The 13,499-nt window shown below is 60.6% G+C and carries 11 protein-coding genes; 6 read left to right on the top strand and 5 right to left on the bottom strand.

The features are described from left to right. Positions 1 to 5: 5 nt before the first annotated feature. The 5 genes from ACSAMM_RS03955 to ACSAMM_RS03975 are packed head-to-tail and all read left to right on the top strand — an operon-like array spanning position 6 to position 9,203. Entirely contained in the window at positions 6 to 1,040 is a 1,035-nt protein-coding gene (locus ACSAMM_RS03955; RefSeq protein WP_457789916.1) for a hypothetical protein, read from the top strand. A gap of 36 nt (positions 1,041 to 1,076) precedes the next feature. Continuing rightward, entirely contained in the window at positions 1,077 to 3,575 is a 2,499-nt protein-coding gene (locus ACSAMM_RS03960; protein WP_457789918.1) for a hypothetical protein, read from the top strand. Positions 3,576 to 3,586: 11 nt separating this feature from the next. Continuing rightward, positions 3,587 to 5,698 carry a hypothetical protein gene (locus ACSAMM_RS03965; RefSeq protein ID WP_457789920.1) on the top strand — a complete coding sequence of 704 codons (2,112 nt, stop codon included), beginning with the start codon at positions 3,587 to 3,589 and terminating at the stop codon, positions 5,696 to 5,698. Between the two features lie 50 nt (positions 5,699 to 5,748). Next, on the top strand, positions 5,749 to 8,247 hold the full coding sequence (locus tag ACSAMM_RS03970; RefSeq protein WP_457789922.1) for a glycosyl hydrolase: 2,499 nt from the start codon (positions 5,749 to 5,751) through the stop codon (positions 8,245 to 8,247). Then, the gene (locus tag ACSAMM_RS03975; RefSeq protein WP_457789924.1) at positions 8,244 to 9,203 is read left to right on the top strand and encodes a uroporphyrinogen decarboxylase family protein; all 960 of its coding nucleotides are present in this window, start codon (positions 8,244 to 8,246) and stop codon (positions 9,201 to 9,203) included. The genes ACSAMM_RS03970 and ACSAMM_RS03975 overlap by 4 nt, the downstream gene beginning before the upstream one ends. Before the next feature lie 274 nt (positions 9,204 to 9,477). Here ACSAMM_RS03975 and ACSAMM_RS03980 read toward each other — a convergent pair whose 3' ends face one another. The 5 genes from ACSAMM_RS03980 to ACSAMM_RS04000 all read right to left on the bottom strand — a co-directional run bounded on the left by ACSAMM_RS03980 (position 9,478) and on the right by ACSAMM_RS04000 (position 12,585). Next, positions 9,478 to 9,639, bottom strand: a complete 162-nt coding sequence (locus tag ACSAMM_RS03980) for a hypothetical protein (protein ID WP_457789926.1) — start codon at positions 9,637 to 9,639, stop codon at positions 9,478 to 9,480. An 18-nt stretch (positions 9,640 to 9,657) separates the two neighbouring features. After that, positions 9,658 to 9,819, bottom strand: coding sequence for a hypothetical protein (locus ACSAMM_RS03985; protein ID WP_457789928.1), 162 nt, complete (start codon positions 9,817 to 9,819; stop codon positions 9,658 to 9,660). Between the two features lie 72 nt (positions 9,820 to 9,891). Beyond that, positions 9,892 to 10,947, bottom strand: coding sequence for a D-alanyl-D-alanine carboxypeptidase family protein (locus ACSAMM_RS03990; protein ID WP_457789930.1), 1,056 nt, complete (start codon positions 10,945 to 10,947; stop codon positions 9,892 to 9,894). Positions 10,948 to 10,963: 16 nt separating this feature from the next. Further along, the gene (locus ACSAMM_RS03995; protein ID WP_457789932.1) at positions 10,964 to 11,644 is read right to left on the bottom strand and encodes a suppressor of fused domain protein; all 681 of its coding nucleotides are present in this window, start codon (positions 11,642 to 11,644) and stop codon (positions 10,964 to 10,966) included. A 92-nt stretch (positions 11,645 to 11,736) separates the two neighbouring features. Next, positions 11,737 to 12,585 carry a DegV family protein gene (locus tag ACSAMM_RS04000; protein WP_457789934.1) on the bottom strand — a complete coding sequence of 283 codons (849 nt, stop codon included), beginning with the start codon at positions 12,583 to 12,585 and terminating at the stop codon, positions 11,737 to 11,739. A 218-nt stretch (positions 12,586 to 12,803) separates the two neighbouring features. On the opposite strand from ACSAMM_RS04000, the gene sfsA reads away from it, so the two are divergent. Next, positions 12,804 to 13,496 (top strand): DNA/RNA nuclease SfsA, encoded by a 693-nt coding sequence (gene sfsA / locus ACSAMM_RS04005; protein ID WP_457789936.1) that lies wholly within the window; start codon positions 12,804 to 12,806, stop codon positions 13,494 to 13,496. Positions 13,497 to 13,499 lie beyond the last annotated feature (3 nt).

The raw sequence follows: 13,499 nt of genomic DNA on the forward strand, positions 1-13,499 counted from the left end.
CTGCGATGAAAAAGGTCCAAAAGCTATTGACAGCCCTGACGGCCGCCGCCCTGCTGGCGGTCGGCTTCGGCACGGCGGCCTCGGCGGAAACGCTGGCCTATCCTATCAAAGTCTATGGGGACGACAAATCCGGCGCGGCCATGAATCAGGGCACCTGGGATCAGTTCTACACCTCCGGCTACTATGTGTATTTCCAAATCGATTTTAATGTGAAATGCACCTTTGAGACCAGCATGGTCAACCAGCAGGTGACAGGCGACGCCGATTTGAAGCCCGGGGCCAACACCAAAATTAAATTCAACGGCAAGACGGTCAAGCAGCTCAACGACAGCCTGGGCGATTCCTATGGCATTATGATCGCGTATGAGCCCAACGACGACAAGAATCTGCGGATGTCCGTGTGGATCGGCGGCGCGCGGGGCGAGCTGTTCAACAAGGATCTTTACGACACCTTCACGGTGGAAATCCTGGAGGGCTTAAAGGTGCCGGGCGAGGGCTATGCCAAGGGCAACGGCAAGGTCGTCAACGCCAGCCCAGCCAAATACAAGCTGTCCATCGCTGATCTGGAATACGGCAAACAGACCTCCAACCCGAATTACAATCAGGATAAGGCCGACTGGGTTAAGCCGCTGTTCGAGAACCTGAAGAGCAAGTGGGAAAAGGTGTCGGGCGCCAACCCTCCCGGCGGGCAGACTCAGACCCCCACCAAGCCAGCCACCACCGCCACCCCCAAGACGGAAGGCCCCGCCAAGACCCAGACTCCCGGCAAAACCGAGACGACCACCACCGCGGCGTCATCTGACACAACCGCCGCGACCCAGGACACCAACCCGACGGAAGGACCGGCCGACACGACGGCCGCGCCGGAAACCACCGCGGCCAACTCCTCGGCTCAGCCGACCGGCGGGGAAGAAGGCTCGTCGAATGTGCTGCCTATCGTACTGATTGTCATCGGCGTGCTGCTTGTGGGCGGCGCGGTCACCGCCTTCCTTCTGCTTCGCCGCCGTCAGACGCCGACGGACAACGATCCGCAGGAATAACACCTTCCTGCCAATGAAAGAGACGCGAGGTACGCCATGAACATCAAAGACATCCGGCTTTCCAAGAAAGCCCAGACCATATTGCTGGCGGCCGGCTGTACGGCGGGCGCCGTGCTCATCGGCGTCAGCGCCCTGCTGCTCGCGCTGCCGAAAAAGCCGCTGCCGGTGGAGGGGGACGGTTCCTCCGGGCTGTCCTCTGCCTACGCGGTCAGCAGCGGGGAAAGCGAACCGGCGGGGGAGACGGGGACCACCGCCGGCGGCGCGGCCACGCCGGACAGCTCCGGCGGCGTGACGAAAAAGACGACCTCCGGCCCGACCCAGGCCATTCCCGCCCCGCCGGAGCCGTCGGGGGTGAACAAACCCACCGATAAGCCGGTATCGGCCCAGGTGAAAATGGAGAACGGCCTGCCCAAGCTGTACATCAACGGCAAGCAGAACCCGCCGCTGATGATTTTCGGCAACGTGGGCTCGGCCTACTCGCGTAAGACCGTCGAACGGCTGGAAAACGAATGGGCTTACGCCCGGGACAGCGGGGTCAACATCGCGAGCGTGTACATCGAGCCGGCCTGGATGATCAGCCATGAGCGATTCGACACGGCGGAGCTGGATCGGGCGCTGATGTCGGTGCTGTCGGTGAACCCGGATTCCTTCATTCTGCTGCGTGTGGGGCTGAGCCTGGGCGGCGACTGGGACGGCAATCCCGGGAAAATGTGGCTGGACAAAAATCCGGACGATCGCTGGAAGGCAGTCAACGGCTCCACGGGCAACGAGGATACCGTATCCTGGGCGTCGGACAAATGGTTCAAGGACAACAACGGGTACGACGCGCTGGGCATCCTGTCCAAGATTATCGACTACATCAACAGCGATCCCTATTACGCCGCCCGGGTGGTGGGGTATCACCCCTGTGTGGGCGAATGGTTCGAGCCCTACTGCCGGGAGAAGGGCGCCGACGCTTCGGTAACCAACACGAAGAAGTTCCGCGCCTGGCTCAAGGACAAATACAAGACCGACGCCGCGCTGAAAGCCGCCTGGGCGGACGGGACGGCGACCCTGGCGAGCGCGGCGGTGCCCGATGTGCCGGGCAACGGCGGGCGCACCGAGACCCGCAGCCTGCTGACCGAGAAAAGCGACACCCGGACTATCGATTTTTATGAGTATACCCAATGGCTGGTGGCGTCCCGGATCAAGGAGTTCAACAAACTGGTCAAGCAGAAAACGAACAACCGCTGTCTGACCGTGGCCTTCTACGGCTATGAGATGGAAGTGGTGACCCCACTGAGCGGGCATAACGCCGTGGAGGCGCTGCTTCAGGACAAGAACATGGACGCCCTGGTCAGCCCCATTTCCTATCACGACCGCAACGAAGGCGGACTGGGCGGCTTTATGAGCCCGGTGGACGCGGTGCAGTCGGCGGGAAAGCTGTGGATCGTAGAGGACGATATCCGTCTTCTCAACAACCCGGACGACCCCGACGCCAGCTACAATCCGGCGGCGGGCAGCGTCGCCGCCGCGCTGGAGATTCACAAGCGGGAGATGGGCGCGCTGCTCATCCGTGGAGCGGGCACCTGGTTCATGGATTTGTGGGGAAGCGGCTGGCTGGATCATCCGGATATCTGGAAGAACATCGGCAACCTGTATCCGCTGTACACCAGCTACACGGGCAAAATGACGGTATCCAGCGGGGACAAGACGGCGTTCCGGCCGCAGGTGGCGGTGATTCTCGACGAGGACGGCAGCTATCGCTACGCCATGCCGATGAAAACCGGGTTTGACTCCCTCTCCTACGGGATGCGGGAGGAGCTGTACCGCGCCGGGCTGACCTACGGATTCTACACCACCGCCGATCTGGTCAAGGGGACGATCCCCTCCAGTGTTAAGCTGTTCCTGTTCCCCAACGCGTTCCATATCGACGACAAGGAGATGCAGGGAATCAAGGCGTATCAGAAAAACGGAAACACCCTGTTCTTCCTGGGGGGCTTCGGGGATAACTCCGCGGCCCGGATCACCGAGATGACGGGAATGACGGCGAACAAGAGCGGTACCATGACCTCGAATATCGTCCTCAAGGGTTCTCACGCCCTGACGGCGGGGCTGAGCAGCGTGGCGCCCTCCTTCCTGACAAATCCCTCCTGGTCGATTACCAACGCGACCGTTTTGGGACAAAGCGAGGGCTTGAACACCCTGGCGGTCAAGGAGAACAACGGCTGGAAATCGGTGTACATGGGGGCCGCCAAGCCGGATCGCGCGTTCCTGCGGAACCTGGCGAAGTTTGCCGGCGCCAACGTGTTTATGACCAGCGGCGACACCTTCTTCGGCAACGACAATCTGGTGGTGGTGCACACCCAGAAAAACGCCTCCGGCACCCGGAAGGTCACCTTCCCGTCCAAATGCGACGTGTACGATTATTTCCGCGGCAAGTGGTATACCGGCGTCTCGTCCATCGATTTGCCGGTGGAGGGCGCGAAGACCTACTACCTGTTCTATGGCGACAAGGCGAAGCTGACGGCCCAGGGCTATTATGGGATGAAATGACGGAGGCGCGTATGTGGAAAACGGATTTTAGCGGCATTCAGGGGAAAGATCCGGCCTTAGCGTGCCGTGTGGAGACGGTGGACGGTGTTCCCCGCCTGTTCATCGGCGGAAAGGAGACGGCCCCGTTTCTCTTCTTCGGCAACAGCGAGGCGGAAAACTGGGAGCCAGTGCTGGCGGATGAAATCCGGATGGCGGCTGGACGGGGGATTCACCTGCATTCCTTGGTGCTGCATCTGCCCTATATCGCGCCGGGCACCGACTGGCGGCAGGCGGATTTCTCCCATTTTCAAAAGGTGATGGACTACTGCATCGCGGCCGATCCCGAGGCGCTGGTGTTTCCCCGGATTTGCATGCACCATCCGGGGGTGGACTGGTGGCGGGAGCATCATCCCGAAGCGCTGGCGGTGTACGCGACCGGCAAAACGGGGGGGCCGAACATTGCGAGCGAGGAGTGGCTGAAGCAGGAGACGGACGCCCTTCTGGCCATGCTGGAGTATGTGCGGGCGCATCCCGACTACGACCGGCGGATTGTGGGATATCACATCTTTCCCCAGTATGTCGGGGAATGGATGAGCATGAACGGCCACTGCGACGGGGTGGACCTCAGCGAGGCCAACCGGGCGATGTTCAACAGCTGGCTGAAAGAGCGGTACGGCACGGACGAGGCGCTGTCGGCCGCCTGGGGCCGCCGGGAGAGGCTGGGACAGGCGGCCATTCCGGTGCCGCCCAACAACGTGAATTTCCAGGAGGAGTGCCGCGGGCTGTTCCTGGACGTGGAGAAGCAGCGGGATGTGCTGGACGTTTACGATTACATCTCCGACTTGACGGCCCGGCGGATTGAAGAGCTGTCCGAGGTGATCAAGCGGGGCACCAACGGCAAGAGCCTGGTGATGCATTTTTATGGGTACCTGTTCGAGCTGGGCGACCCGAAGACGGGACACCAGGCGCTGCGGCAAGTGCTGAACAGCCCGTATGTGGATGTGCTGTGCAGCCCGGTAGGGTATCTAGACCGGCTGGCGGGAGGCGTGCTGTCCCTGATGGCGCCGGTGGATTCGGTGCACGCTCACGGCAAGCTCTGGATGGTGGAGGACGACACCAAGACCCATCTGGAGCCGCCGTCCACCGAGGACTATGGAGATCCCTTCAACCACCGAATCGAAACGGCGTGGGACACGGCGATGATCCACAAGCGCAACATGGCGGTCATTCTTTCCAGAGGACTGGGCGTGTGGTGGATGGATCTCTGGTCCCACGGCTGGCTGAGAGACGAGGGGATCTGGGAGAATATCGAGTCGCTCTGCGCCTTTTATCAGGCGTATCTGCCGCAGCTGAAGGGCGGATACAGCCCCGAGGTGGCGGTGGTGGGGGATGAGGACGGCATCAAGGCCTTCCGGGATCCCTGGAACCAGGCCAAGGCCGTGCTGCAGCAGAACATGCCGGCGCTTTACCGCAGCGGCGTGTCCTTCGGGCTGTATCTGCTGGACGACGTGCTCGATGGACGGGCGGCAGCGGACTGCAAGCTGTATATTATTATCGGCGCCTACCGGCTCACGCGGGACAAGGCGGAGCGGCTGAAGGCCCGCCTGCATCGGGATGGCAAGACGGTGCTGTGGCTCTATGGGGCCGACACGGCGGCGCGGACCTTCAGTGAGGAGGTCACCGGGTTCCGTACAGAGGCGCTGCCGGGGGAAAGGCGTCCCCTGCTGGAGAGCTGTCATCCCGAGGCGTACGCGTACGCCGTCCCGGTGGCTCCGGTGTATGCGGTGACGGATCCGGACGCCCGGTGCCTGGCGCGATTCCAAGGGACGGACGCCTGCGGCTTTGCGGTCAAGGACATGGGGACGTGGACATCGCTGTATTATGGCGGGCTGTCTCTCAGCGAGGAGGCGATCCGTCAGGCGGCGGCAATTGCGGGGGCGCATGTGTTTGCCGATGGCAACGACGTGCTGATTGCCGGGCAGGGCTTTATCGGCCTGTATGCCCGCTCAGAGGGGGTCAAGACCCTGCGCCTGCCCGGCCGCTATACGGTTTACGACGAGGAAGGCCGCCCATTGTGCGGGCCGGTATCGGCGTTTGAGGCGACCTTCCGGCGGCACGAATGCCGGTATTACACCTATCGATAAATACCAAATCCCCCGCCAAGGCGGGGGATTTGGCGTAGGAGTGAAAGCGTATGCTGGAGTACGAGCGGTTCCGAAACCCGCCGGAAGGATACCGGCCCATGCCCTTCTGGTTCTGGAACGATCGCATCGAGGAGGACGAAATCACCCGCCAGATGACCCGGATGAAGGAGCAGCAGGTGGAGGCCTTCTTCATTCACGCGCGGCATGGGCTGCAAACACCCTATCTGTCCGAGGAGTGGTTCGCGCGGATAGGGCACGTTCTGCGGGAGGCGCAGCGGCTGGAAATGGGCGTCTGGCTGTACGATGAGAACAATTTTCCTTCCGGTTACGCAGGGGGTCGGGTGCTGGCGGAGAACCCCGCATTCTGCGGCAAGAATCTGCGGATGCGGGTGGTGGAGGCGGGAGAGCCGCTGACGCTCCCGGAGGGAAGCCGGTTGGAGGCCGTCTTTGTACTGGACGAGGCGGGCCGGTTTGTGCGGCGGGACGCGCCCTCTCTGAGCCAGCGCCGCTGGCTGTTCACGGTGACGGACACCCACTGGAAAACGGCTTTCTCGGAGGAGCTGTACATCGACGTGCTGAATCCCGCAGCCACGCAGGTGTTTCTGCGGGTGACGCATGAGGAGTACCGCCGCCGGTTCGGTTCCCTGTTCGGCACGGTCATCCGGGGATTCTTTTCCGATGAGGCGGGGTTCTACAACAATTTACAGCTGGCCCCGTGGTCGGATCCGGGGGACAACGATACCCTGGTCTGGAGCGCGGGGGTGCCGGCGTATTTCCGTGAAAAGAACGGGTACGATTTGCTGGATCAGCTTCCCTTCCTGTTTATCTGGGATCCCGCGCGGTCACCCCGGGTGCGGCGGGATTTTCATGACACGGTCTGTTCCCTGTACCGGGAGAGTTTTCTGCTGCCCCAACGGGCCTACTGCGAGCGATACGGCATGGCCTTTGTGGGGCACCTCCACTGCGAGGATTATCTTCATCTGCAGATTGCCACCCAAGGGGATTTTACCCGGGCGCTGGCGGCCTTCTCCTATGCGGGCTGCGATCGGATCGAGTACAACGGCGAGAAGCTGACTGAAAAATTGGTAAGCTCGGTCGCGAATCAGTATGGGCAGGAGAGGGTATTGTCCGAATCGTTTGCCCAGGGCGGCTGGGGGTTCACGTATGCGGATTTACGGCGCTGGACTGATTACCAGCTGGTACGGGGCGTTAATTTGATGGTGCCTCACGCGTTTTACTATTCGGTGCGGGGGGAGAGAAAGTTGGACTGCCCGCCCTCCTATTTTCTGCAAAGTCCGGGCTATCCCTGGTATCATTTGTATGCCGGGTACGCCGGTCGGTTGAGCGCCGTGCTGTCCGGCGGGCGGCCCCTATGTCATTTGGCGGTGTATTATCCCACGGCGGCGGGACAGGCGCTTTACGACCCGGCCGATCGGGAAGCGGTTCGGCGGCTGGATCGGGATGTGCAGGACATCGCCCTGGGGCTGCAGGAGGCGTTGTACGATTACCAGTTCATCAACGACGAGGCGCTGGACGGCTTACAGCCGCAGGAAACGGGCTTTTGCTGCGGACGGTGCGTGTTCCGCGCCCTGCTGATTCCGGCGGCGCCGTATCTGCCCATGCAGGCGATGGAGGCTATCGCCCGTCTGGCGGAGCGGGGGATCCCGGTGGTTTTTCTCAAGGAACGGCCGCGATGCATGGATCCGGCCCAGCAGGCACTGTTCGAAGAACGGTTGGCGGCGGTGCTCGCGTTACCGAATGCCGCGTATGTGGACGATTACCGTTTATACCGCCAATACACCTATCGCTTCGATCCTGGCTGCCTGCGTGCGGCCGAAGGATTTGAGGAGGCTGTTCAGCCGCTGGTGCGGACGGAAGGCCGGATAAGCGGCGTGAGCTGCATGGCGCGGGAGTATGAAAATGGACGGGTATATTTCCTGGTCAACGAACAGGACGGGGAGCGGACGCTGCGCGGCCGCTTCCGCGAAAGCGGAGCGCCGGTGATTTGGGAGGCCCTGGCTGGCGAACGGCATGCCTGCCCGTACAGACTGGTTCGGGATGGTGTGGAGCTGGCTCTCGCGCTGCCGCCCTATGGTTCTATGCTGGTGGTGTTCGGGGATGACGTCCCGTCTGCCGCACCGGAAAAACGTCTGGAACGCCGGGTATATCTGGACGGGGACTGGACGCTGCGCATCGACGGGCAGGTGCTGACCGGCGAGCTGTGCGGATGGGAAGAGCCATTACCGACCTATTCGGGCGAAGGCGTATACGAATACACGGTGGCGCTGGGGGAAGAGGCGGACGCGGGGACCGCCGTTCTCTCCCTAGCCGAGGTAAACAGTCTGTGCGAGGCGGAGATAAACGGGCAGTCGGCGGGCGTGCTTCTCTGGCGGCCCTACCGTCTGGAAACCGGGTTGTTTCATGCGGGAACGAACCATATCCGCCTGAAGGCGGTCAACACCCTGGCCAACGCCTATGAGGGGCGGCCGCTGCCTTCGGGGATCCGCGGGCCGGCGGTTCTCGATTTGTTGAGGGAGGAATCGAAATGACACCGCGGGACATCTTTTTAAACACACTGAATTTTCAGCCGGTATCCCGGCTGCCCAGGGTGGAATGGGCCGCCTGGTGGGATAAAACCATCGCCCGCTGGGAGAATGAGGGGCTCCCCAAGGGATTGTCCTTCGAGGATTCGCTTCGGTATTTCGGGCTGGATGTTATGCAGTGCCTGATGGCCCAGGCGGGCAAGGCCTCCATCCATAACGAAGAGGAGTACGAAGCGGTTCGGGGAGAGCTGTATACCGACCGGCTGATTGACACGGTGGTGGAAAATGCCCGCCAGCTCCTGCCGGCACAGGAGCGGGGGGAGTGTATCGTCCGGCTGTTCCTGGACGGGTTCTTCTGGCATCCGCGGGATTTGCTGGGCATCGAGGATCATCTGTATGCGTTTTATGATCAGCCGGATTTGCTGCATCGGATCAACGACGATTTGCTGGAGTATGAACTGCGGGTGCTCGATCGGCTGCTGGACGTGATGCGGCCTGATTTGGTCGGGATTGCCGAGGATATGTCCTACAACAACGGCCCTATGCTGTCCAAAGCCTGCTACGACGAGTTTCTGCACCCGTATTATCAGAAACTGCTGGTGCCGCTGAAACAGGCGGGCGTTCATGTGTTCGTCGACACGGACGGCCTGGTGACAGACATGATCCCCTGGCTACTGAACAGCGGCATCGAGGGCGTCTATCCCCTGGAGCGGCAGGCCGGGGTGGATCTCTGCGAGCTGCGGCGGGAGTATCCGAGCCTGCTGATGATGGGCGGTTTTGATAAAATGACCATGAGCCGCGGCGAGGATGCGATGCGGCGGGAATTTGAGCGTCTTCTGCCGGTGATGTGCTCGGGCGGATATGTGCTGTCGGTGGATCATCAGACGCCGCCGGAGGTATCCTTGGATAATTACCAGATCTATATCCGGCTGCTCCGCGAATACACCGCCGGGGATAAATAAAAAAGGGGCGCGCCTGCAAGGCGCGCCCGGAAGAAAAGAGGAGGGAGAAAAGAAGGTATATGTAAATCCTCCAGGAAGGAGGCCTTGTCGATAGTCTGCCGTTCCGGCAGTAAATGGGATTTCCCAGGGATGTTATCGGTTCCCTCTTGGGATGCTTTTAGTATACCGGGTAAATGTGTCCGTAAGTTGAACCAAAACGAAAAAAACTGCAAAGGTAAAATGAACGATTTCTGAATAAGTGAAACGAGCAGGGTGTTTGCCCTGCTCGTTTCGCTTATTTTTCGGTGATGGGTTTGGCTTTTTCCTTGGTGGTTTTGGCTTTACCTTGAATTTCCGGAACAGGTGCCACCTCGTTCTTGGGAAAGTGGGTTTTGCGGTTGCTTTCGGTGCCGTGAGGATCCTTCGGATCCGGACGGCGCATGCCGGCTTTTGCCATACGTCGCTCTCCTTTGGATTACAAGTCCCCGCAGCACTGCTCCTGCTTTTCGATCAGCGCCACGCAGGTCTGCAGTTCTTCTGCCGTCTCAATGGTCACGTTCGCTTCCAGAATGCGGTTTTTAATATAGATGGGAACGTTTTCCCATTGTTCGCGCAGGGCGGGATGAATATAGGACACGATCCTCACCTGCCTTTCCTGACAGGCTTAGTATGCCCCATATCGAACCGAAACGACAGGAAATAACCGGGTTTATGCAGCGTGAAGCAACTGGAGAATATCCAGCCAGCGCTGGGTGCTGTTCGGGCTTTTGAGGACGATGGCGACGTATTCTTTGCCGGCCTTGGTCAGCGTGGCCACCATACAATGGCCGGCGGGGGAAGTGAAGCCCGATTTCAAACCGGTGACCCCCGGATAATAGTAAAGGCTCTTTTGCTGCAGCAGCTGATTGTTGTTGTTCCAGGTAACTTTTTGGCCGGACACCAGGGTGCGAGTGCTGGTGGTCATGGCGCAGATTTCGCGGATGGTGGGATGCTGAAGGGCCTCCAGCGAGATCAGCAGCAGATCGTAAGCCGTGGTATAATGCTCCTCATGATGATAGCCGTCCGGATTGGCAAAATGGCTTTGCTCAGCGCCCAGCAGCGCCGCTTCCTCGTTCATCTTGACACAGAAAAGCGCCACCGCCTCCTTGGTGGACAGCGCCTCGTTTTCCGCGATGAGGCGGCCGATGTTTTCCGCCAGCACATAGGCCGCGTCGCAGCCGGAAACCAGCAGCAGGGCCTCGAGGGCCATCCGGTTGGTCAGCTTCATGCCCGGCTTCAGGCGCGCCGTGCTGGCGTCCCAGGCCTTCAGATTCAGTGCGTCCTGCGTGACGGTCAGCACGGTGTCCTCCGGGCAGTATTTCAGGGCCACCAGGGCGGTCAGCAGCTTGGTGGTGCTGGCCGGATACAGGGTGTCCTGGGCCCCCTTTTCAAACAGCATCCGATCGTCCGTCACATTGTACAGCAGGGCGGCGGGGGCCTGGATATCCGCCGTATTCCAACGGGTGGGGAGGGTGGGAACGGGCTTTCCGGTGGTTCCTCCTTTGGAAGCCGTTGTGACAGCCGGCAACGTGGTCGTAGTGGCGGCTGTCGTCGTGGTGACAACGGTGGTGGATGTGGCAGGCGCCGCCGTGGTGGCCCCCGCGTCCACCACCTGTCCGCCTGAGGACGCGAGGACGCCGGAGGACGAATCCTCCGGCGAAGATGCGCAGCCGGCCAGGCCGGCTGCCAATGTCAAAATCAGAAGCAGAGAGACGAGACGTTTCATGGGCGGTTCCTTCCTGTCACAGAGAGGCAGCCAGCAGCGGCTCGCAGACATTTTCCCGTCCGATATCCACCACCGTCGGGAACTGCCCGCCGAAGCGCCCGCGCAGCGCCTCCGTTCCGTGAGATACTTTATAATCCATCTCTTCCTCATAAAGAGGAATCATCTGATAAAACCGGATACAGCTTCCGTCCGGAAGGGGACAGGCCGCGGCTTCCTCCTCAAAGGTCACGGGATTTTCCAGCAGCATGCCGCACAGACGAGTGTTCTCCGCAAAAGGCTCGCCGCTGGGCACCGTATGCCCCCAGCCTAGCCAGGATTTCTCATTGCCGGGCAGGCGGGCCATGATTTTCAGCCACCGCAGCGGCCAATAGTCCGTTTCCTCATCGCTCTGCATATTCCAATCGGGCGGCAGGCAGATGACCAGTTCGGCGCGATCGAGCTTGGCCTTTTTGACGACCTTTGGCACCCGCATCCGATGCGCGCCCATTCCCATGGTAACCAGCGTGTAGCAGTTATGAGCCTCTGACGGCGGGATGATGGCAATGTCCACATGGATATCCGGAGAAACCAGCTCGTGAAAGACCGATTCATAGGGGCCGAAATGACTTTCAATGTGATTCTCCAGGCATTCCAGATGCCGCTCAGAGTACAGCTCTGGCAGCTCCTTTTTCTTATTCGTATCGCGGAAAAATCCCACGCTTCATCCTCCTCGTCTCATTGAAATAGATTTACTATAACACGCGAATCGAAAGAACCGATGAAGATTATCGGAAAATCCGCGAAAAAGCATCAAAAGGCCACCACAATACCGCCGTTGCCCACATACATGGTGGACAGGATACCGGTGGGAACCATCAGCACCTTGCCGATGGCGGGGCAGGAGGCTTTCAGCTGCATTTTCAGCGATTCGGCCCGTTCCTCCGCCTGGCAGTGAGCCAGCACCATCGTCACAGAGCGAGGCGGGGCCCCCGCTGTTTCCTGCCCGACGATTTCGGTCAAGCGGCGAAGAGCGTTCTGCATGCCCCGGGCTTTGGCCACCATTTTGATTTCGCCGTGCCCATCGGCCCCCAACACGGGGCAGAGGGACAGGATGGAAGCCACAATACCCGATACTTTATTCAGCCGTCCGCTTTTCACAAGGGCGCTGAGATCTTCCAGCACGAACAGGGTGCGCATGCCGGCGGCGAAGGATTCCGCCCGGCGGACCGCCGTGTCGAAATCGTTGCCCGCGTCCAGGCAGGCCTGCGCAAAAAGGGCCAGACGCGTCTCACCCGCGGAGGCGCTGGCCGAATCAAGAATGTGAATGCGCTTGCCCGGTTCGTCCTCCAGCACCAAATCCCTGGCGTTGCGCGCGGCGTTATAGGAGCCGCTGAGCTTGCTGGACAGGGTGATGACCAGACAGTCGTCCGCCCCACGTATACGGCAGGCGAAGTCCTCCGGGCCGGGGCAAGCCGAACGGGCCGCCTGACGGCTGGCCTTCATGGCGGCAATCAGTTCTTCCGGATGGGAGGTGCCGTCGTCAACAAAGGCTTGTTCTTCCACCAAAACCTGCAAAGGGGCCTTGGACAGGTCACGCAGACGCTCGTCTGTCTGCGGCCCAGTGTCGCAGCAGCTGTCAGCAATAAGTCGAATGCCCATACGTTTCCTCCGTCGCTGGGAATCGCCGCGCGTTTCTTTCAGCATACCATGCGGCCGCATCCCTGTCAAGAAAGGTCGAATGCCTTTCTTTTTTGGTTTATACGTCATTAGTGTGCAAGCCCGTCCGTTCATTATACTGGAAAAAGCGGGGATTTATGATGGCGGCTTTTTGAAAACCGTTTTTTTTGCTATACTGAAAAGGACGAGGAGGGATTGGATTGCGTTATCATTCTGTGGAGCCGGCGGTGTTCCTCGAGCGGCCGAACCGATTTATCGCCCGGGTGATTTGCGGCGGCCGGGAGGAGACGGCTCATGTGAAAAACACCGGCCGCTGCCGGGAACTGCTGATTCCCGGCGCCCGCGTTTACGTGCAGCGGCATCGGAATCCGGCTCGCAAAACGGCTTTGTCTCTCATTGCGGTGGAAAAGGACGGGCAGCTTGTCAACATCGACAGCCAGGCGCCAAATGCCGTTTGGCAGGAAGCGCTTGCCGGCGGCCTGCTTCTCCCGGGAAGGCCGGAAGCGGCCGCGCTAATCCGCCGGGAGGCGGTTTTCGGCGATTCCCGCCTGGATTTTTATATCGAATGGCCCGCCGTCCGGGGATGGATGGAAGTCAAAGGGGTGACCCTGGAGGAGCAGGGCGTCGTTCGATTCCCCGACGCTCCCACCGAACGGGGACGCAAGCATCTTCGGGAGCTTTCACGCGCCGCCCGGGAGGGCTGGTATGCGGCTGTGGTGTTTGTCATCCAGATGGAAGGCGTTTCGTACTTCACGCCGCACAGACAGATGGATCCGGCATTCGCCGACGCGCTGGAGGAAGCGGTTCGCTGCGGTGTGGCGGCGCTGGCCTACGACTGCACGGTGGAGCCAGACGGCTTGACCATCCGGAATCCGGTGGAGGTGGTGCTGTAATAC

The sequence above is a fragment of the Anaeromassilibacillus sp. SJQ-5 genome (assembly GCF_054108045.1).